Here is an 18000-nt window from a genome sequence, read left to right on the forward strand (position 1 = left end):
AGTGCCCAAAAACGCTTAAATTGCGTTCTATATGTATCTTTTGCGCTCAAAACCCGCAGAGGGCCGTACATGGCCCGGGCTCGCGTCTGTCCCGGCCGTCAGGATTCGCTTTTTGGGAGCCGTTTTGGCAATGGCGTGGCGGGTTTCGCAATTTGGCAAGGCGGGGCCTGGGCCTCCGCCAGTCTCAGGCGGGCAGATCCGGCTCGCTGACCGGGGCCGGTATCTGGGTCTCTATCTGCAGGTGGGTGGAGAGCAGGGTCTTCAGATCCTGCAGGTACTCCTCCAAAGGGGGCTCGTCCAGCAGCAGGGCAAGCTCGTTGCCGATGGGGGTGAGCCGGTAATAGAGCAGGGTGAGGTTGCTCTGGCGTTGGCGCAGACGCCAGCGCTGGTTGCCAAAGGCCAGCTCGACCCCGTCGGCGGGCAGGGGACCGGATTCGAGCTCGCCACGGTGCAGCAGCCCGAGATCGCACAGCAGCAGCAGGGCGCTGTAGGGCACCCGGTATTTGCCGAGCCCCATCCGGGTGACCTTGGCGCGACTGAGCAGGCTGGCCCCCTTGTGCATGCCCAGCAGCAGGCGCTGCTCGTCGCTGCCCTCGTAGTGGCAGGAGAGGGCGCAGATGCGCTGGAACAGCTGGGCTTCGCGCTGGGTCATCTCCTTGAGGGTATTGAGGGCCCGGATGGAGAAGCGGCCCGGGGTGGCGACTTCCAGGGCGAAGATGCGGCCCCACAACTGCTGCATGGGGGTCATGCTGATGTCTTCGGCCAGTTGCAGGAAGCGGGTGAGCCAGTCGCTGTCTATCTCGCCGCCGGCGGCAGTCTCTTCGCAGTGGCGCGCGGCCATCACCATGATGGATTCCAGATTGCGCTGGCGGGTGGCCTGCTCCGCCAGCTGGCGAAAGGTGGCGCGCTGCTCAAAGGTGCTGTCGCTGTTGCGGGTGAGCATGCCATCGATGCCGCGGCTGCGGGCCAGGCGCAGGGTCTGCTCCTGGCTGCTCAGGATGGAACTCTCTTTCTTGGGGGGCAGGTCAGCCATGCTGGCTCCGTGATGGCAAGGTCTGGTAGTGAATGTTACTCCAACCAGATCCATGAACAATCCCTTTGCCGGGGTCGTCACGGGATAAAAAAATGACCTCCCGGGGGAGGCCATCAGGGGCTCACTCTTCGTAGACGCTGACCTCGACCGCGTCCATGGAGTAGGAGGCGGTGGCCATCTCGTGGCTGGAGCTGACGGTGTGCATCTTGCCCTTGACCCAGATGGCGTCCCAGAGGTCATCCACCGGCGCCCCTTTGGGGTAGCTCACGTAGATCACCTGGTTGGTGGGCGGGGGCGGCACGTGAATGCAGGCGCCGAAGTAGGGGACCAGCAGGAAGGCGGTGATGGTCTTGGCATCCCCTTCCAGGGGCACTACGAACCCGGGGATCCGCACCTCCTGATTGTCCAGCGTCTTGTTGACGCCCCCCACCGGCTGCGGCACCGAGGAGAAGTCGCCATCATGGCTGACCTGGGGCGGTGGCAGCAGTTTTTCCCCCTCCGGGATGAGGATATCCCAGTCGATGGTCTTGTAATCTGCGGCCATGGCAGGCAGCACCAGCAGGCTGGCCAGCAGCGCCACTATTTTCCACTTCATCATCTGTTCTTCTCTCTTGGTCGGATGCGTCGGGTCAGACGCGAATGCTCATGCCGTCGCTCAGGCTGTAGCGGTAAGCGCGGGCGGCAGGCAGCAGCCCGATCACCATGCCCGCCAGCCAGACCAGGCCCAGCAGTTGCCACTCATAGGCGCTCGGCAGACCCAGGCTCATTTGCAGGCCATAGTGGCTGAGCAGCCAGGGGCTAGCAAGCCCCTGACCGAGATAGAGAGCGGCCACCCCGAGGGCGATGCCCGCCGTGGTGAGCGCCATCGCCTCCAGCGCCAGCAGCAGGAAGAGGTGGGCAGGGCCCGCCCCCAGCGAGCGCAGAATGGCGAGCTCGCGGCGCCGCTCGTTGAGGCCGGCGAGCAGGGTGGTCAGCATGCCGATGAGGCCCGCCACCACCACGAAGCCCGCGATCACCGACAGGGCGGTCTCCGCCACGCTCATCAACCCCCAGAGCTCCTGCAGGGCGGCTCCCGGCAGGATGGCCATCAGGGGCTCCCTGGGATAGGTGTTGACGCTGCGCTGCAACTGGAACGCCAGGATCCGGTTGCTCAGCCCCACCATGAAGGCGGTGATGGTCTTGGGGGTGAGATCCAGCGCCATCGCCTGTTCCGGGGTCACGTTCTTGCTGTGACGACCGGTGTCCCAGCCCAGGTGGATCGCCTCTATGCCCGCCAGCGGCACATGAATGGTGCGATCGATGGGGGTGCCGGTGGGGGCCAGGATCCCCACCACCTTGAACGGCATGTTGTCGTGCTGGCTGAACGAGGTGTTGCCGGCGCCATGTGCGATGACGATGGATTGATCCAGGTGATAGCCGAGCTTTTCGGCCACCTGGGCACCCAGCACCGCTTCAAACGGTGTTTCGAAGGGGCGGCCTTCGCGCAGGACGAGCGCCTGCTGCTGGCCGTACTTCAGGTGGGTGAAGTAGTCCCCATTGGTGCCGAGCACGCGAAACCCCTTGTGGGAGTCGCCAAGGGAGAGGGGGATGGTCCAGGCGATACCGGGCCTGGCCTTGATGGCCTGGTAGGAGTCCCAGCCCACGTTGTTGGTGGGGTTGCCGATGCGAAACACCGAATAGAGCAGCAGGTTCACCTGGCCGGAGCGGGCGCCGACGATGAGATCGGTGCCGGAGACGGTGTTGGCGAAGCTGTCCCGTGCCTGACTGCGCACCCGCTCCACCCCGAGCAGCAGGGTGACGCTGATGGCGACGGCCAGCAGGGTGAGCCCGGCGGTGAGGCGACGGGCCCAGAGACTTTGCAGGGCGAGTTTCAGCATGAGAGCCTCCGCAGTGAAGGGGAGATGGCCGGACGGGCTGCGAGATGATGGCGTGTGGTCATGCCGCCCTCCGGTTGAGCTGTTGCAGGTTCTCCACCCGGGGGAAGAGGGGCTCCAGATAGGGATCGTGACTGACGAAGACCAGGGTAGATCCCTGCTTGTCACACTCCTCGAACAGCAGCCGGATGAAGGCGGCCCGGTTGTCGGTGTCCAGGGCCGAGGTGGGCTCGTCGGCGATCACCAGAGGAGGGGAGCCTATCAGGGCGCGGGCGGCGGCGACTCGCTGCTGCTGGCCGATGCTGAGGGCGTGGACGGGGCGATGGAGCGCTTCATCCGGCAGTTGCAGTTCTGCCAGCAGGCGGCGCGCCTCCTGCTCGGGGCTCCCTGTCAGGCGGGCCCGCTTGGCGGGTGAAAAGGTGAGGGCAGCGGTGACGTTGTCCTGCACCGAGAGAAACGGCAGCAGATTGAACTGCTGGAAGATGTACCCCAGATTGGCCGCCCGGAACTGGTCACGGGCGCGGCCGGAAAGCCGGGCCAGGGGCTGGCCCAGCACCTCCAGGGTGCCGTGGTTGGCGGTCTGGATACCGGCCAGCAACCCGAGCAGGGTGGACTTGCCACAACCCGATGGGCCCTTGATGAAGACGCGCTCACCCTCGTGGATGCGAAGGGCGGGCAGATCGAGGACGGCTTCGTGACCCGGCCAGGCAAAGGCCAGATCACGGATCTCAACCACGGCATGTTTCATGGTGTTACCAGCCCAGTTTGTTGGCGGACGGAGTCAGTTCGGCGGCGGTCTGGCCGGTGGGCAGTATGCCCTGCACGCTCAGCTTCTCCAGGCTCGGGTAGAGGCTGAACAGGGTGGCCTCGAGACCGGTGAGCTTGGCCGGGGTTGCGCAGGTGTAGGTGTACATGGCCCCCATGTCCGCATGGCCCGCGTCGTCGTGATGGTGTTCATCGTGAGCGCCATCAGCCTTGTCGTGCTCGTGCTCGTGCTCGTGCTCGTGCTCATGGTCATGATCTTCCTTGGCGGCCTGCAGTTCCTGCTGGGTCAGCTTGCAGCCGGCGGCCGGGTCGAAACGGAAGAGGGCGTCGGGCTGCTGGAGGCGGGCCACCGCCTTGGCATACTGCGCTTTCTCCTCATCGGTGTTGGCGGCATGCTCGAAGCCCACCAGATCGGCGGCAGGGGCCTGCAACTCGATCATCAGCTGGTTGCCGTCGAGTACCAGGTTGAGGTGGCCGTGACCGTGCTCATGGGCACCGTGGCTGTGGCTTTCGTGTTCGTCGTGATGGGCCTGGGCGCCGAAGGCGGCAGCGGCCAGCAACAGGGTGACTGCTTTCATCGTTAATCCTTTTGAATAAATAGAGAAAAGATTGGTTCAAAAAAAGAAACAATGAAGGGGCGGCGGGGCACGGATACGGCGATGTCCCGTGGTGCCGGTGGCCGCCCTCGGTTGGGGAGTGCCGATATACCGGTCGATGCCAGAGGAGAGGGGAGGGAGAACGGGGGTCGGCGTCAGTGCCAGCTTGCCATCCAGATGCAGGACGCAGAGGGTGCAGGCATGACCGTGATCGGGCAGGGCTGCTTCAAGAGGGTGCTGTGCCAGCGCCGGTTGCATCCACAACCAGCCCAGCAGCAACACCCAGATTGTCAGTGTGGAACGACCCATAGACCCTTGTGGAAAGGGCGCCATCAGCGCCCTTCTCTCTGATTCAGAGATGGGACTGGATGAGCCCCATCACCTTGGTTATCTCGGCGGCATCGAGCTGGCCATCTTTGGCAAACAGCACCTTGCCCTCTTTATCCAGCAGTATGATGGCCGAACTTTCCGGGGTGAGCGCCCAGGCGTTGCGGGCCATCCCCTTGGCATCCAGCACCATGGCGGACCAGGGGAACTCTTTCTTGCTGTCCTCGGCACTGCTCTTCACGAAACCGGACGTGCCCCAGATGGCGTCATTGCTGTTGATGATGGTGACGGTCTGGTACTTGTCGTGGGGCAGCTTGGCCGCCTTGATCGCCTCGATCATGGGGGCATTGAGCTCCTTGGCGCTGGAGCGACCCGCGATGTGCTGGATCAGGAAGACCTTGCCGGTCAGGACCTTGCTCTGCCAGGGCTGATAGCTGATCTCCTTCTCCTTGAGCACCAGCTCCCCCTTGTCGCTGATGTTGACCAGCGGCACCTGGGTTGATTCCTTGATGTTGTGGGCCATGACCAGGGTTGGCAGCAGCGCCAGAGTAAGCACGAGATGTTTCATCCGGATGACACTCCTTTGTGATGTTATAACGATTTTTGGGTCGAGGGAATGGGACCCTGAACATCCTAAACTGATCGGATCTGTTTAAAAAGTGTTAAATAATGCAGGGTGCGACGGTGATCTTGTCAACATGGGCGCCATCCCCCCAATGACGGCGGCAAGGATGGCATGTCATCCATCAAAAGCAAGTGATGGTCAGAAGAGGCTAGTAGAGCGGTTCGCTGATCAAGGGAATCTGGGCCATGGTCATCTGCTGGGCCAGCAGGGGAGAGCCGGTGAGCAGCACGTGGCGCTGATTGCCGATCACCAGGGTGTCTCCCTCAAGGCCGCTGTCGGCCGTGATGGCGAGCCAGGCCGGCGAGACGCTGCCTATGCTGATGTTCGGATAGATGATGCTGAGGCTGTACTGGGGCGCCAGCTCCGCCAGCAGACTGGCCATGAGCAGCGCCTTCTCGTCGCTGTCGGCCTTGTTGTCCTGCAGGGCCTGCAAGGGCGGAGCGAAGTGGTCCATCTGCTCGGGCGGGGTGGGGATGCCGCTCAGCCACTCCTGCAGCAGGATGACGCTGGTGGCGAGATCCTTGGCCGAAAACTGCTGTGCCAGGGGTTTGAGGTCTCCCTTGAACTGATAGAACAGCTGGGAGTAGTTGGGGCGCACACAGGGCAGCTTCTGATTGGCCGGGTGAACGCAGGGTTGGACCCGCATCTCGTAGAAGGCGTCCTCCTGATATTGCCGGTAGGCCTGCCAGAACTGGGCGGATTCGAGGCTGCTGTCGTGCAGGGTAAAGGCCTGTTCCAGGTTGCGGAACTTGGTGGCCGTCTCCGGGCTGTGCTGGTTGATCTGGTTGATGCTGTTGTAGAGGCGTGGACTGATGTAGGAGTAGAGTGTTTCCAGCGGGAAGTTGAGGGCGGTGTCGAGCTGTGTCATCTCGTGACGGCTGGCTGAAAAGGTGCGCTCATCCGCCGTCAATTGCAGGTGCTTTTGCTGACCATCCGCAGATTGCCACTGCCAGCTCAGGTTGATCTCGTTGGCCTGCGCCATGGTGCCGAAGAGCAGACTGCACAGAAAGCCTTGTGCCAGTTTCATGGTGCGCCTCCGCCTGGGTTGATAATAAACAACTAGGTGAGTGACCGGCATTTGGATTGGTCTGGTGACAGATATATTGGTAATTATCTGATCTGACTTTAAATTTAATTCAGGAAATAAGTCATGGGGGAAATCATCATGAAGCTTGTTTCACGGTTTCTGCTGATATTGGTGGCCACGCCGGCGCTGGCGGGGCAGGTCATCGTCAATCAGGGATTGTCCAGCGCGGATACCTTCGCCCTGCGGGATCAGCTGGCCCGGGAGCATGAATGGCAGGAGTGGCTGCGCTTCCAGCAGGCCATCAAGTGGCTGGAGGTGCTGCCGGTCAACTGCGATCTGGTGGGAGGTGCCGGTCAGGAATATCGCTGCGGTGATGACTATTACCGCCCCTATCGGCAAAACGGGCGCGACCTCTATATCCAGGGGGATCCCCCCGGAGCGTCCCCGCAACGACCAATAAAAAAGGCGCCATAAGGCGCCTTTTTTGCGAGGAATACGCTTATTTTGCAGCGTAACGCTCGGCAGAGGTCTTAATTTCGGCTTCGGCAGCGGCCTTGTCGCCCCAACCTTCCACTTTGACCCACTTGCCCGCTTCCAGCTCTTTGTAGCGCTCGAAGAAGTGCTGGATCTGGGCTTTCAGCAGCTCGGGCAGATCGTTCACATCCTGGATGTGATCGTACTGCTTGGTCAGCTTGGAGTGGGGAACGGCCACGATCTTGGCGTCTTCGCCAGATTCGTCGGTCATCTTCAGCACGCCGACCGGGCGGCAGCGGATGACGGAGCCGGCCAGCAGCGGGTAGGGAGTCGGAACCAGCACGTCGACCGGATCCCCGTCCAGGGACAGGGTGGCGTTCACGTAACCGTAGTTGCACGGGTAGAACATCGGGGTGGACATGAAACGGTCAACGAAGATGGCGCCGCTGTCCTTGTCGACTTCGTATTTGATCGGGTCGGCGTTCTGCGGGATTTCGATGATGACGTAGATGTCGTCAGGCAGGCTCTTGCCGGCCGGTACCAGGTTCAGGCTCATGACGTTTCCTTTGAGTGTTGGAGTCAAGTTTGCAGGCCGACATTATAGCGATGTCCCGTCAAATGACCATATTTCAAGGGCCGGGTGGCGTGCTGGAGGGTGGCTTTTACCCGCGCTTGCCCGATTTCTGTCGTCTGCGGGCGCCGATGCCTTCGCTCCCCATGGGGGCGGCTTGTGCCACCGGGTCAACAGACCCTAGAATGCGCACTCCCTTTACTGGAAAAGGCAGCGGTATGCACATTCACATTCTCGGGATCTGCGGCACCTTCATGGGTGGTCTGGCGGTGTTGGCAAAACAGCTTGGCTATCGGGTGACCGGCTCCGACGCCAACGTCTATCCCCCCATGAGCACCCAGCTCGAGCAACAGGGCATCGAATTGACCGAAGGCTACGACCCCTCCCAGCTCGATCCGGCGCCGGATCTGGTGGTGATCGGCAATGCCATGAGCCGTGGCAACCCCTGTGTGGAATATGTGCTGGACCGCAATCTGCCCTATATCTCCGGCCCCCAGTGGCTGCTGGAGCACGTGCTGAAAGATCGCTGGGTGCTGGCCGTCGCGGGCACCCATGGCAAGACCACCACCGCCAGCATGCTGGCCTGGGTGCTGGAGTATGCCAAGCTGGAACCCGGTTTCCTCATCGGCGGCGTGCCGGGCAACTTCCCGGTTTCCGCCCGTCTCGGCTCGGCTCCCTTCTTTGTGATTGAAGCGGACGAATATGACTGCGCCTTCTTCGACAAGCGATCCAAGTTTGTCCACTACCACCCGCGCACCCTGGTGATGAACAACCTGGAGTTCGACCACGCGGACATCTTCCCGGATCTCGCCGCCATCCAGCGCCAGTTCCACCACCTGATGCGCACCGTGCCGAGCAACGGCCGGGTGCTCTTCCCCAAAGGTGATGACAACCTTACCGCCGTGCGCGAGATGGGCTGCTGGAGCGAGGTGGAGCTGGTGGGCCAGGACGACGCCAAGTGGAAGGCGGTCAAGCTGGCGGACGACGGCTCCGTCTTCGAGGTGTGGCTGGATGGCGTGAAACAGGGGGAGGTGCACTGGGAGTGCATCGGCGAGCACAACGTCAACAACGGTCTGATGGCCATCGCCGCTGCCCGCCATGCCGGTGTCATGGTGGAGCACGGGATCAACGCCCTCTGCCAGTTCAAGTCCCCCAAGCGGCGCATGGAGCTGAAAGGGGAAGTGGCCGGCATCAGCGTCTATGACGACTTCGCCCACCACCCCACCGCCATCGAGACCACTCTGGGCGGCCTGCGCGCCAAGGTGGGCAAGGCCCGCATCCTGGCGGTGCTGGAGCCCCGCTCCAACACCATGAAGCTCGGGGTTCACAAGGAGGAGCTGGCCGGTTGCTTCGACGGTGCCGACCAGGTGTTCTTCTTCCAGCCCCCCAACATCGGCTGGGATCTGGGGGAGGTGACGGCCCACATGACCCGGCCTGCCCGGGTATTCGAGGCCCTTGATGCCCTGATTGGCGCTCTGGTGGCCGAGAGCCGCCCAGGGGATCATATTCTGATCATGAGCAACGGCGGGTTCGGTGGCATTCACGACAAGCTGATCGCCCGCCTCAAGGAGCAGCAGAGCGCATCATGAACAAGGCCATCACCCTGGCGCTGACCGGCGCCTCCGGCGCTCCCTATGCCCTGCGCCTGCTGGAATGCCTGGTGCAGGCGGACTATCGGGTCTTCCTGCTCGCCTCCTCGGCGGCCAGGGTTGTGCTCAAGACCGAGCAGCAGCAGGATTGGCCGGGCTCTCCCAGGGAGCTGTCGGCGTACCTCTGTCGCCAATATGGTGCCAAAGAGGGTCAGATCGTCGCCTGCGGCAAGGAGGAGTGGTTCTCGCCGGTGGCTTCCGGCTCGGCGGCCCCCAAACAGATGGTGGTCTGCCCCTGCTCCATGGGCACCGTCTCGGCGATCGCCAACGGCACCTCGGACAACCTGCTGGAGCGGGCGGCGGACGTGGTGATCAAGGAGCGAGGCCAGCTCATCCTGGTGCCCCGGGAGAGCCCCTTCTCGGCGATCCATCTGGAGAACATGCTCAAGCTTGCCCGTCTTGGCGTGACCATCATGCCGGCGGCGCCAGGGTTCTACCATGAACCGAAAAGCATCGAGGATCTGGTGGACTTCATGGTCGCCCGCATCCTCGACCACCTGGGTGTCGAGCATGAGTTGACCAGTCGCTGGGGTTATGCCAGCCACTGATACGGCGGGGAGCGGACAAAAAAGCGGCGCCGGGCGTAAAGCCCGGCGCCGCTTTGTCAACATCTGCGCGAGTCAGCTGGCCTGGATGGGGGCCGTCACGTACTTGAACAGGAAATCCGTCACCTCTTCCCGGCTCGGACGCTGCGGCTGATTGATCATCTGCATCATCACATAGCCAAAACCGGTCAGGGAGCGGGCCAGATCCTGCGCCGACAGCACGCTCTGGATCTCGCCGTTGTCGATGGCCCGTTGCAGGTGGGGGGCAATGCGCTCCAGCGCCTTGTCCAGCAGCCGAGTGTAGCGAGGCCACACTTCTTCCCGCACCGAGGAGCTCCACTCCAGCCAGATGCTGGCGTGATCGGGCTTGTCATAGGCGGCGTCAACGAACAGCTTCACGTGGCGGTGAATGCTCTCCCTGGCGGAGCCCTGACCGTTGTAAGCCTGTTCGAGGATCTGCTGTACGAAGGCTTCGATTTCTGTCAGCACTTCGTCGACCAGATCTTCACGAGTATTGAAATAGTTAAAAACGGTCGCAACCGAGACCTTTGCCTGTTCGGCTATTTCGGCATGCCCCGCACGGCCGATGCCGCGACGGGAAAATACCTCGACGGCACACTCCATCAATTGATCACGGCGAGCCTCCGGTGAAAGCCGGGTTCGACGTCTTATTTCTGCGCGTGGTTCCATAGTTTTTTCATCTAATAGTTATTGATTATGGTGTTTATAGTATTGTCACCGATAATGCCCGAAGGCTTGCTAACTCTATCAATTAAAATAAGCCGATAAAAGCATCACGTATGCCTGACGCCCACTGGTTGGAGTGGTAGAATCCTCGGTTTTGACGTTAATGAACGGCCAATAACCCTTTGGTCATTATTGGAGTATGTGATGAAACACATTGTCGAGGTGATGATCCCCGAGGCCGAGGTTGCAGCCCGGATCGCCACGCTGGGTGAAGAGATTACCGCCCGTTACCAGGGCTCCGAGGAAGTGGTCATGATCTGCCTGTTGCGCGGCTCCTGCGTCTTCCTGGCGGATCTCTGCCGTCAGTGCCAGTTGCCCATCACCCTGGACTTTATGACTGCCTCCAGCTATGGCTCCGGCATGCACAGCACCCGTGACGTGCGCATCCTCAAGGATCTGGATGACGACATCAAAGGCAAGGACGTGGTGATCGTCGAGGACATCATCGACACCGGTTACACCCTCAACAAGGTGCGCGAGATCCTCTCCCTGCGCGAGCCGAAATCCCTGGCCATCTGCACCCTGCTGGACAAACCGTCCCGCCGCGAGGTTCAGGTGCCGGTGGACTGGCTTGGCTTCTCCATCCCGGACGAGTTCGTGGTGGGCTGTGGCATTGACTACGCCCAGAAGTACCGTAACCTGCCTTTCATCGGCAAGGTGGTACCGCAAGAGTAAGCCGGGTCCGAAGTAGCAAGGCAGGCTGGCCGGCCCGCCATCGACTGTCTTCAGGCGGCGTCACAGCCGCCTTTTCTGTCTCGAGATGGGCTCATCCATCACAGGGGTTGCAATGAACGCATTGGAAATCAGCGGTCTGAAGAAGACCTATCAGGGGGGCGTCGAAGCCCTCAAGGGCATCGATCTCACCGTCAAACAGGGGGATTTCTTCGCCCTGCTCGGTCCCAACGGGGCGGGCAAATCCACCACCATCGGCGTGATCAGCTCACTGGTCAACAAGAGTGCCGGCAAGGTGAAGGTATTCGGTCATGACATCGATACCGATCTGGAGCTGGCCAAGTCCCAGCTCGGCCTGGTGCCCCAGGAGTTCAACTTCAGCCAGTTCGAGAAGGTGAGCCAGATAGTGACTCACCAGGCCGGTTTCTATGGAGTGCCGCGGGCCGAGGCCAAGGTGCGCGCCGAGAAGTACCTGCGTCAGCTCGATCTGTGGGACAAGCGCGACATGGCCGCCCGCACTCTCTCCGGTGGCATGAAGCGCCGGTTGATGATTGCCCGCGCCCTGATGCATGAGCCCAAGCTGCTGATCCTGGATGAGCCGACCGCCGGGGTGGACATCGAGATCCGCCGTTCCATGTGGAGTTTCCTCAAGGATCTCAACGAGCAGGGGGTGACCATCATCCTGACCACCCACTACCTGGAAGAGGCCGAGATGCTGTGCCGCAACATCGGCATCATCGACAAGGGCCGTCTCATCGAGAACACCAGCATGAAGAGCCTGCTCGGCAAGCTGGGTCGCGAGACCTTCCTGCTGGATCTGGTGCCGGGTTCCACCGTACCGGCCCTGCCCGAGTTCAACGGCCGGATGCAGGATGAGAACACCCTGGAAGTGGAGCTGGAGAAGAGCCAGTCCCTCAACAGCCTGTTCGAGCAGCTCTCCGCCCAGGGGGTGAAGGTGCTCAGCATGCGCAACAAGGCGAACCGGCTGGAAGAGCTGTTCGTCAATCTGGTAGAGGAGGGTCGCAAAGCATGAACCCCATGACCTATTACATCGCCTTCAAGAGCATTCTGGCCAAGGAAGTGAGCCGCTTCACCCGGATCTGGATCCAGACCCTGGTGCCGCCCGCCATCACCATGAGCCTCTACTTCGTCATCTTCGGCAACCTCATCGGCTCGCGCATCGGTGACATGGGTGGCTTCAGCTACATGGAGTTCATCGTGCCCGGCCTCATCATGATGTCGGTCATCACCAACTCCTACTCCAACGTCGCCTCCTCCTTCTACAGCGCCAAGTTCCAGCGCAACGTGGAGGAGCTGCTGGTGGCGCCGGTGCCCAACTACATCATCATCGCGGGGTATGTGGGCGGTGGCGTGGCGCGCGGCCTCTGTGTCGGCCTCATCGTCACCCTGGTGTCGCTGTTCTTCGTGCCGCTGCAGATCCATCATCTGTTCAGCGTCTGCGTGACCGTGCTGCTCACCTCCATCCTCTTCTCCCTGGGGGGGCTCATCAACGCGGTGTTCGCGAAGTCGTTCGATGACATCAGCATCATCCCGACCTTCATCCTGACTCCCCTGACCTATCTGGGGGGCGTCTTCTACTCCATCACCCTGCTGCCGCCGTTCTGGCAGGGGGTTTCCCAGGTGAACCCCATCATCTACATGGTGAACGCGTTCCGCTACGGCTTCCTCGGGATCTCCGACGTGCCCCTCGGCACCGCCTATCTCATCATCATCGGCTTCATCCTGGTACTCTACGGGATGGCCTGGTGGCTCATCTCCCGTGGCACCGGTCTGCGCCACTGAGGCGCGCACCCGCCAGCAAAAAGGCGCCCTCGGGCGCCTTTTATTTGCACATGTCGGTCTCAGAGGGCCGGGGCATCGTAGTCCGCGGGCTCGTCGCTGTAGACGCAGACGTTCCACTTGGCCGCGAGGCCATCATCCGCGAGGCAGTAGCGCTCGAAGAAGGCCTTGATACCGGCGCGCTGGCAGTGGGCCTCGAAGCTCGCCATGTCGCGCCAGATCTCGTTGAAGACGATGGGGAAGCTCTCCCCCTCGGCAAAGGGGCTCTGGATATGGCGGGTGACGATGTACTGCAGGCAGCCATCTTCACGCAGGGTGTCGGGTTCGAGCCCTTGCAGGACGCGGAACAGGGCCTGCTCCTGGCCCGGCTTGGGTTGGAACTGGGCGATGCAGTAAACCTTCTTGGACATCGTGGTCTCCTTGCCGTGTCTCAACCCCGCAGGGCGACGACCCGGTTGTCGATGAGGCGGGCCTTGCCCAGATAGGCGGCCATCAGGATCACCAGGCGCTGGCTCTCGGCGCTGGCGGATTCCAGGGTGTCGGCATCGACTATGTCGATGGCATCCGTCCTGAATCCCGCGTTGTCGAGGCGTTGGCTGGCCTGGGCAACCAGGGAGGGGAGGTGACTGTTCCCCGCTTCAATCTGCTCGGCAATCCAGTTCATGGTGCGCGCGAGCTCGGGGGCGATGGCCCGTTCGGCCGCGGTCAGATAGCCGTTGCGCGAAGAGAGGGCCAGCCCGTCTTCGGCCCGCACGGTCGGTACGCCCACGATCTCGATGGGCATGGCCATGTCGGCCACCATTTTGCGAATGAGCGCGAGCTGCTGGTAATCCTTCTCGCCAAAGCAGGCCACGTTTGGTTGTACCAGATTGAACAGCTTGGTGACCACGGTGCTGACCCCGCGAAAATGCCCCGGACGCAGCGCCCCTTCCAGCAGGCTGGAGATGCCGGGCACCTCGACGAAGGTCTGGCTGGCGAGCCCCTGGGGATACATGATCTCCGGCGTCGGGGTGAAGACCAGGTCCACACCGGCGGCCTCCAGGGCGGCGCAATCCTGCTCCAGGGTGCGGGGGTAGTTGGCGAGATCCTCGGCCTTGTCGAACTGCAAGGGGTTCACAAAGATGCTGACCACCACCTTGTCGCCATGGCGGCGGGCCTCCTCGACCAGGGTGAGATGACCCTGATGCAGATTGCCCATGGTGGGCACGAATGCGATGGCGCGGCCTTCGCGATGCCATTGACCGATCTGCTCGCGCAGCGCGGCGGGATTGTTCACAACCAACATCGTCAGTTCACCTTCAGATGAATCAATAAAAGAGGGGGTCGTCAGGGGGGAGGGCGAGACGGGGGCACAGGCCCCCGCTCGCATGACGACAGAAAGTCAGTTGAAGCAGTGCTCGGGGCCGGGGAAGGTTCCCTCGCTCACCTGCTTCACATAGAGACGAATGGCGGCACGCATGTCACCGGTCTCGGCCAGGAAGTTCTTGGTGAACTTGGGCACATAACCGGAGGTGATGCCGAAGGCATCGTGCATCACCAGGATCTGGCCGTCGGTGGCAGGGCCGGCACCGATGCCGATCACCGGAATGCGCAGCGCCTTGGTGATGCGCTCTGCCAGAGAGACGGGCACGCACTCGAGCACCAGCAACTGGATGCCGGCCGCTTGCAGCTCCAGCGCCTGGCGGTAGATCTCCTGAGCGTGGAACTCGTCGCGCCCCTGCACCTTGAAGCCGCCAAACACGTGGACGGATTGCGGGGTCAGGCCGAGATGGCCGCACACCGGCACCCCGTTGCGGGTGAGGTGGCGGATGGAGTCACACAGCCAGTCCCCCCCTTCCATCTTCACCATGCGGGCACCGGCCGCCATCAGGCGCGCCGCGTTCTGGTAGGTCTGCTCCGGGGTGGCGTAGCTCATGAACGGCATGTCGGTCACCACCAGGGCATTGGTGGTGCCGCGCACCACGCAGCGGGTGTGATAGACCATCTCGTCCATGCTGACCGCCAGGGTGTCGTCTCCGCCCTGCAATACCATGCCGAGGGAGTCGCCGATGAGCAGCACCTGGGCGCCCTCGTCGTCGAACAGCTTGGCGAAGGTGGCGTCATAGGCGGTGATGGCGGTGATTTTCTGTCCGTCCTGCTTCATTTTCTGCAGGTGGGTAATGGTGATCTTGCTCATTACGTTGTTCCTACTCTTCTCTACTCGCCTGCTGCACCGGCCAGGATCGCGAGTCCATTGCGCGGGCAGCGGGCAACCAGTTCGGTGAGCGGGGTGCCGCAGGGCAGCACCAGGGAGGGGGCTATCTCGGCAAGGGGCAGCAGGACGAACTCCCGCTCCTTCATGCCATAGTGAGGCACCGTCAGGCGCTCATGTCGGATGACTTCGTCGCCGTACAGCAGCAGATCGAGATCCAGGGTCCGGGGGCCCCAGCGCTCATCCTTGCGCACTCGCCCCTGTGCCTGCTCGATGCGCTGCAGTTCGTCCAGCAGCGCCAGAGGGCTGAGGCGGGTGGCAAGGCGCGCCACGGCATTGACGTAGTCCGGCTGATCCGCAGGGCCCATGGGGCGGCTGCCGTAAAGGTGGGAGGTCTGCAGCAGCTCGGACTCGGGCAGGGTCGCCAGCGCGGCGATGGCGCGACGAGCCTGGCCGAGGGGGTCGGCCAGGTTGGAGCCGATGGCGACGAAGACCTCGATCATCGGCGGACCCTTACTCTGCCGACTTCGGCTTGCGGCGACGGGGGCGACGGCGGTTGCGGCCATTGCCGCTGCGCTTCTCGCCATCACCGCTGCGGGAGTCGGCGCGCTCGCCGCTCGCCGGGCGGCGGGTCGCCTCCCGTTGCAGTTGCGGGCGTACGTCCGGGTTGGAGGCCACATAGCGCTCCCACCAGCTCGCCAGCTCGCCGAGGCCGCGCTCGACCCGGTTGCGCAGCAACAGGAAGTCGAAGGCCGCACGGAATTTCGGGTGCTCCATGGCGCGCTCGGGGTGCTTGCCCTGGCGGCGGGTCAGGCGCTGTTGCAGGGCCCAGATGTCGCGCACGTCCGTGGTGAAGCGGCGTGGCACGGCGATGATCCGCACCTGGTTGTCGAGCACCTCGTTGATGGCCAGCATGAAGGCATCGTACCAGGGCAGGCCGCTCTCGTTTTCCAGCACGCGGCCGCGGGCCTCGACGGCACCCCACAGCAGGGTGGCGTAGAGGAAGGCGGGAGTGACGCGCTTCTCTTCACGGACCCGGGTATCGGTGTCCATCAGCGCCTGCTCGATGAACTGCTCGTAGGGCGAGTTGCCGTGGGGCGTGAACAGGGCGGCTACCTGGGGGAACAGCGGCTGGAACAGCCCGTATTCCCGCAGCAGCTTGTAGGTGGCCAGACCGTCCCCCGCCAGGAACAGCTTGAGGGTCTCCTCGAACAGGCGGGCGGCCGGGATGTCCTGCAGCAGCGGGGCGAGCTCCCGGATGGGGGCGGCGGTGCGCGGGCTGATGGTCATGTCGAGCTTGGCGGCGAAGCGCACGGCACGCAGCATCCGCACCGGATCTTCCCGGTAGCGGGTCTCGGGGTCGCCGATGAGCTCCAGTCTACGCGCGGCCAGGTCTTCCAGCCCGCCCTCGAAATCGTGCAGGGTGAAATCCTTGGCGCTGTAGTAGAGAGCGTTGACGGTAAAGTCGCGACGCTCGGCATCCTCTTCGATGGTGCCGTAGACGTTGTCCCGCAGCAGCATGCCTTCATCGGACTGGGCCGACACATGCTTGCTGGTATTGACCTGATGGTGGTGACCCCGGAAGGTGGCCACTTCGATCACGTCACGACCAAAGACGATGTGGGCCAGGCGGAAACGGCGGCCAATCAGGCGGCAGTTGCTGAACAGCGCCTTGATCTGCTCCGGCGTCGCGTCGGTGGCGATGTCGAAATCCTTGGGGGTCTTCCCGAGCAGCAGGTCACGGACGCCGCCGCCGACCAGGTAGGCCTCATAGCCCCCCTTGTTCAGGCGATAGAGCACCTTGAGGGCATTCTCGCTGATCTCTTTGCGCGAAATCGGGTGCTGGTCACGGCTCAAGGTACGGCGCTGTCCGGCGACACGGGCCGGAATGGGGGACTCCACCGACTGCTCGCCGTCTTCCTTGCCGAGCACTTTGCGGCAAAAGTTTGCGATCTGGGAAAAAATGGTACACCTCGTTATGACTTCAAATTGACGGGAGGCCAAAAAAATAGCGGCCTATCATAGCTCAGCCCCAACCAAATGAGAAACGGTGTGGCCTGCTTCCCCTTGATTGGTCCTTTTGGGGCAAGAAATGCAGCCGGGGCTAGCTTTGCCCTTGCGGGATCTTCTGCTGGCGGGGCACCCGGGCCAGCTGCCAGTGGGCGATGCCCCAGCCGATGATCTCGTCGATCCGGCTCGCCATCAGCTCGGGCGGCGGGCACTGGCCGAGAAAGTGCAGCGCCTGCCACAGGGCCGGTCGTACCTCGTCCTGCGACAGCGCCGGCGCATGGTTCTGCTTGGAGAGCTTGTTGCCATCCGCTTGCACCGCCAGCGGCAGGTGCACCCAATCGGGGACGGCAGCCCCCAGAGTCTGGTAGAGGGCAATCTGGCGCACCGTGGGTTCCAGCAGATCGGCGCCGCGGACGATCTCGGTGATGCCGCTGTCCATGTCATCCACCACCACCGCCAGGTTGTAGGCGTAGAGCCCGTCTCGGCGGCGCACGATGAAGTCCTCCTCCGCCAGCGCCGCGGGGACGGTGATCTCTCCCTGAAGCGCATCCTCGAACCGATAGACCGGGTGGTGCTGGCGCAAACGGGCGGCACACCCCTCTGCGGTCAGCCCCAGAGCGCGGCAATGGCCGTTGTAGAACCCCCCTGCGGCCATGATTTCGCGCCGGGTACAGCGGCACCAGTAGAGATCCCCGGCCCGATAGAGCTGATCGATGATCTCGTCATAGCGGCCATGGCGCGCGCTTTGGAACATCACCTCCCCATCCCAGCCAAGACCGTGTGCCTCCAGGGTGGTGAGGATAAGGTCAGCCGCTCCCGGCATCTCCCGCGGGGGATCGATGTCTTCGATGCGCACCAGCCAGCGTCCCTGCTGCGCCCTGGCCTGCAAGAAGCTGCCAAGGGCGGCGACCAGGGATCCGAAGTGGAGCGGACCGGACGGTGAGGGGGCGAAGCGGCCCACATAGGGGCGTCGGGAGGGGGGGGATGTCATGACCATGGCAATTCGGGTAGGCGATGCATTGAGGCTGCATTCTGGGACGGCCCGACCAAAAGCTCAATAAAAAAGGGAGCCTGGGCTCCCTTTTCGTTTCTGT

The 18000-nt window shown here is 62.7% G+C and carries 22 protein-coding genes; 6 read left to right on the forward strand and 16 right to left on the reverse strand.

What is annotated here, in order from left to right:
• Nucleotides 1-184: 184 nt before the first annotated feature.
• From I6L32_RS10695 to I6L32_RS10730, 8 genes are all read right to left on the reverse strand, one after another.
• The gene (locus I6L32_RS10695; protein ID WP_041213881.1) at nucleotides 185-1033 is read right to left on the reverse strand and encodes a TIGR03899 family protein; all 849 of its coding nucleotides are present in this window, start codon (nucleotides 1031-1033) and stop codon (nucleotides 185-187) included.
• A gap of 121 nt (nucleotides 1034-1154) precedes the next feature.
• Nucleotides 1155-1631 carry a DUF3299 domain-containing protein gene (locus I6L32_RS10700; RefSeq protein WP_216945062.1) on the reverse strand — a complete coding sequence of 159 codons (477 nt, stop codon included), beginning with the start codon at nucleotides 1629-1631 and terminating at the stop codon, nucleotides 1155-1157.
• Between the two features lie 31 nt (nucleotides 1632-1662).
• Complete coding sequence (locus I6L32_RS10705) at nucleotides 1663-2910, reverse strand: ABC transporter permease (RefSeq protein WP_039040840.1); 1248 nt, start codon at nucleotides 2908-2910, stop codon at nucleotides 1663-1665.
• Between the two features lie 58 nt (nucleotides 2911-2968).
• Complete coding sequence (locus tag I6L32_RS10710) at nucleotides 2969-3655, reverse strand: ABC transporter ATP-binding protein (RefSeq protein ID WP_039040841.1); 687 nt, start codon at nucleotides 3653-3655, stop codon at nucleotides 2969-2971.
• Between the two features lie 4 nt (nucleotides 3656-3659).
• Nucleotides 3660-4250 (reverse strand): DUF2796 domain-containing protein, encoded by a 591-nt coding sequence (locus I6L32_RS10715; RefSeq protein ID WP_109112832.1) that lies wholly within the window; start codon nucleotides 4248-4250, stop codon nucleotides 3660-3662.
• Between the two features lie 36 nt (nucleotides 4251-4286).
• Nucleotides 4287-4577, reverse strand: a complete 291-nt coding sequence (locus I6L32_RS10720) for a hypothetical protein (protein ID WP_080768013.1) — start codon at nucleotides 4575-4577, stop codon at nucleotides 4287-4289.
• A gap of 43 nt (nucleotides 4578-4620) precedes the next feature.
• Nucleotides 4621-5163: a YtfJ family protein gene (locus I6L32_RS10725; protein ID WP_010675585.1), complete on the reverse strand. Its 543-nt coding sequence runs from the start codon at nucleotides 5161-5163 to the stop codon at nucleotides 4621-4623.
• 205 nt (nucleotides 5164-5368) lie between these two features.
• A complete protein-coding gene (locus I6L32_RS10730; RefSeq protein WP_042880471.1) occupies nucleotides 5369-6247 on the reverse strand; it encodes a hypothetical protein in 879 nt (292 codons plus the stop codon).
• A 123-nt stretch (nucleotides 6248-6370) separates the two neighbouring features.
• Here I6L32_RS10730 and I6L32_RS10735 point away from each other — a divergent pair, with 123 nt between their 5' ends.
• Nucleotides 6371-6721 (forward strand): hypothetical protein, encoded by a 351-nt coding sequence (locus tag I6L32_RS10735; RefSeq protein WP_010675583.1) that lies wholly within the window; start codon nucleotides 6371-6373, stop codon nucleotides 6719-6721.
• A 25-nt stretch (nucleotides 6722-6746) separates the two neighbouring features.
• Here the strand turns inward: I6L32_RS10735 and ppa are convergent, their stop codons facing one another.
• Nucleotides 6747-7277, reverse strand: a complete 531-nt coding sequence (gene ppa, locus I6L32_RS10740) for an inorganic diphosphatase (protein WP_005335667.1) — start codon at nucleotides 7275-7277, stop codon at nucleotides 6747-6749.
• 233 nt (nucleotides 7278-7510) lie between these two features.
• On the opposite strand from ppa, the gene mpl reads away from it, so the two are divergent.
• On the forward strand, nucleotides 7511-8881 hold the full coding sequence (gene mpl / locus I6L32_RS10745) for a UDP-N-acetylmuramate:L-alanyl-gamma-D-glutamyl-meso-diaminopimelate ligase (protein WP_216945063.1): 1371 nt from the start codon (nucleotides 7511-7513) through the stop codon (nucleotides 8879-8881).
• Complete coding sequence (locus tag I6L32_RS10750; protein WP_103259575.1) at nucleotides 8878-9489, forward strand: flavin prenyltransferase UbiX; 612 nt, start codon at nucleotides 8878-8880, stop codon at nucleotides 9487-9489. Before mpl ends, I6L32_RS10750 begins: the two co-directional genes overlap by 4 nt.
• Before the next feature lie 72 nt (nucleotides 9490-9561).
• On the opposite strand, the gene I6L32_RS10755 is transcribed toward I6L32_RS10750, so the two are convergent.
• Nucleotides 9562-10176 carry a TetR/AcrR family transcriptional regulator gene (locus I6L32_RS10755; RefSeq protein WP_029314803.1) on the reverse strand — a complete coding sequence of 205 codons (615 nt, stop codon included), beginning with the start codon at nucleotides 10174-10176 and terminating at the stop codon, nucleotides 9562-9564.
• A gap of 201 nt (nucleotides 10177-10377) precedes the next feature.
• Between I6L32_RS10755 and hpt the strand changes: the two genes are divergently transcribed.
• The 3 genes from hpt to I6L32_RS10770 all read left to right on the forward strand — a co-directional run bounded on the left by hpt (nucleotide 10378) and on the right by I6L32_RS10770 (nucleotide 12708).
• Nucleotides 10378-10908 carry a hypoxanthine phosphoribosyltransferase gene (gene hpt / locus I6L32_RS10760; protein WP_216945065.1) on the forward strand — a complete coding sequence of 177 codons (531 nt, stop codon included), beginning with the start codon at nucleotides 10378-10380 and terminating at the stop codon, nucleotides 10906-10908.
• Nucleotides 10909-11020: 112 nt separating this feature from the next.
• A complete protein-coding gene (locus I6L32_RS10765) occupies nucleotides 11021-11938 on the forward strand; it encodes an ABC transporter ATP-binding protein (RefSeq protein WP_039040845.1) in 918 nt (305 codons plus the stop codon).
• Entirely contained in the window at nucleotides 11935-12708 is a 774-nt protein-coding gene (locus I6L32_RS10770; protein ID WP_010675577.1) for an ABC transporter permease, read from the forward strand. The genes I6L32_RS10765 and I6L32_RS10770 overlap by 4 nt, the downstream gene beginning before the upstream one ends.
• 59 nt (nucleotides 12709-12767) lie before the next feature.
• Here the strand turns inward: I6L32_RS10770 and I6L32_RS10775 are convergent, their stop codons facing one another.
• The 6 genes from I6L32_RS10775 to gluQRS all read right to left on the reverse strand — a co-directional run bounded on the left by I6L32_RS10775 (nucleotide 12768) and on the right by gluQRS (nucleotide 17903).
• Entirely contained in the window at nucleotides 12768-13115 is a 348-nt protein-coding gene (locus I6L32_RS10775) for a putative quinol monooxygenase (RefSeq protein WP_010675576.1), read from the reverse strand.
• A gap of 20 nt (nucleotides 13116-13135) precedes the next feature.
• Nucleotides 13136-13990, reverse strand: a complete 855-nt coding sequence (gene panC / locus I6L32_RS10780) for a pantoate--beta-alanine ligase (RefSeq protein ID WP_010675575.1) — start codon at nucleotides 13988-13990, stop codon at nucleotides 13136-13138.
• A 96-nt stretch (nucleotides 13991-14086) separates the two neighbouring features.
• On the reverse strand, nucleotides 14087-14881 hold the full coding sequence (gene panB / locus I6L32_RS10785) for a 3-methyl-2-oxobutanoate hydroxymethyltransferase (RefSeq protein WP_103858011.1): 795 nt from the start codon (nucleotides 14879-14881) through the stop codon (nucleotides 14087-14089).
• A 20-nt stretch (nucleotides 14882-14901) separates the two neighbouring features.
• Nucleotides 14902-15399 (reverse strand): 2-amino-4-hydroxy-6-hydroxymethyldihydropteridine diphosphokinase, encoded by a 498-nt coding sequence (gene folK / locus I6L32_RS10790; RefSeq protein ID WP_039040848.1) that lies wholly within the window; start codon nucleotides 15397-15399, stop codon nucleotides 14902-14904.
• A gap of 10 nt (nucleotides 15400-15409) precedes the next feature.
• The gene (gene pcnB / locus I6L32_RS10795) at nucleotides 15410-16900 is read right to left on the reverse strand and encodes a polynucleotide adenylyltransferase PcnB (RefSeq protein WP_029314802.1); all 1491 of its coding nucleotides are present in this window, start codon (nucleotides 16898-16900) and stop codon (nucleotides 15410-15412) included.
• 100 nt (nucleotides 16901-17000) lie between these two features.
• Nucleotides 17001-17903, reverse strand: coding sequence for a tRNA glutamyl-Q(34) synthetase GluQRS (gene gluQRS, locus I6L32_RS10800; protein ID WP_182935267.1), 903 nt, complete (start codon nucleotides 17901-17903; stop codon nucleotides 17001-17003).
• Nucleotides 17904-18000 lie beyond the last annotated feature (97 nt).

Origin of the sequence: Aeromonas sp. FDAARGOS 1402 (assembly GCF_019046925.1) — a bacterium.
In the GTDB taxonomy this organism is placed as follows: domain Bacteria; phylum Pseudomonadota; class Gammaproteobacteria; order Enterobacterales; family Aeromonadaceae; genus Aeromonas; species Aeromonas caviae.

Excerpts from the sequence above, each read along its gene's own strand:
- I6L32_RS10730 (WP_042880471.1), bottom strand. The coding sequence starts at position 6,247 with ATGAAACTGGCACAAGGCTTTCTGTGCAGTCTGCTCTTCGGCACCATG.
- mpl (WP_216945063.1), top strand. The coding sequence starts at position 7,511 with ATGCACATTCACATTCTCGGGATCTGCGGCACCTTCATGGGTGGTCTG.
- I6L32_RS10725 (WP_010675585.1), bottom strand. The coding sequence starts at position 5,163 with ATGAAACATCTCGTGCTTACTCTGGCGCTGCTGCCAACCCTGGTCATG.
- I6L32_RS10755 (WP_029314803.1), bottom strand. The coding sequence starts at position 10,176 with ATGGAACCACGCGCAGAAATAAGACGTCGAACCCGGCTTTCACCGGAG.
- I6L32_RS10775 (WP_010675576.1), bottom strand. The coding sequence starts at position 13,115 with ATGTCCAAGAAGGTTTACTGCATCGCCCAGTTCCAACCCAAGCCGGGC.
- I6L32_RS10765 (WP_039040845.1), top strand. The coding sequence starts at position 11,021 with ATGAACGCATTGGAAATCAGCGGTCTGAAGAAGACCTATCAGGGGGGC.
- panC (WP_010675575.1), bottom strand. The coding sequence starts at position 13,990 with ATGTTGGTTGTGAACAATCCCGCCGCGCTGCGCGAGCAGATCGGTCAA.
- I6L32_RS10695 (WP_041213881.1), bottom strand. The coding sequence starts at position 1,033 with ATGGCTGACCTGCCCCCCAAGAAAGAGAGTTCCATCCTGAGCAGCCAG.
- I6L32_RS10715 (WP_109112832.1), bottom strand. The coding sequence starts at position 4,250 with ATGAAAGCAGTCACCCTGTTGCTGGCCGCTGCCGCCTTCGGCGCCCAG.
- I6L32_RS10710 (WP_039040841.1), bottom strand. The coding sequence starts at position 3,655 with ATGAAACATGCCGTGGTTGAGATCCGTGATCTGGCCTTTGCCTGGCCG.
- I6L32_RS10770 (WP_010675577.1), top strand. The coding sequence starts at position 11,935 with ATGAACCCCATGACCTATTACATCGCCTTCAAGAGCATTCTGGCCAAG.
- folK (WP_039040848.1), bottom strand. The coding sequence starts at position 15,399 with ATGATCGAGGTCTTCGTCGCCATCGGCTCCAACCTGGCCGACCCCCTC.
- ppa (WP_005335667.1), bottom strand. The coding sequence starts at position 7,277 with ATGAGCCTGAACCTGGTACCGGCCGGCAAGAGCCTGCCTGACGACATC.
- gluQRS (WP_182935267.1), bottom strand. The coding sequence starts at position 17,903 with ATGGTCATGACATCCCCCCCCTCCCGACGCCCCTATGTGGGCCGCTTC.
- I6L32_RS10705 (WP_039040840.1), bottom strand. The coding sequence starts at position 2,910 with ATGCTGAAACTCGCCCTGCAAAGTCTCTGGGCCCGTCGCCTCACCGCC.
- I6L32_RS10720 (WP_080768013.1), bottom strand. The coding sequence starts at position 4,577 with ATGGGTCGTTCCACACTGACAATCTGGGTGTTGCTGCTGGGCTGGTTG.
- panB (WP_103858011.1), bottom strand. The coding sequence starts at position 14,881 with ATGAGCAAGATCACCATTACCCACCTGCAGAAAATGAAGCAGGACGGA.
- I6L32_RS10735 (WP_010675583.1), top strand. The coding sequence starts at position 6,371 with ATGGGGGAAATCATCATGAAGCTTGTTTCACGGTTTCTGCTGATATTG.
- I6L32_RS10700 (WP_216945062.1), bottom strand. The coding sequence starts at position 1,631 with ATGATGAAGTGGAAAATAGTGGCGCTGCTGGCCAGCCTGCTGGTGCTG.
- I6L32_RS10750 (WP_103259575.1), top strand. The coding sequence starts at position 8,878 with ATGAACAAGGCCATCACCCTGGCGCTGACCGGCGCCTCCGGCGCTCCC.
- hpt (WP_216945065.1), top strand. The coding sequence starts at position 10,378 with ATGAAACACATTGTCGAGGTGATGATCCCCGAGGCCGAGGTTGCAGCC.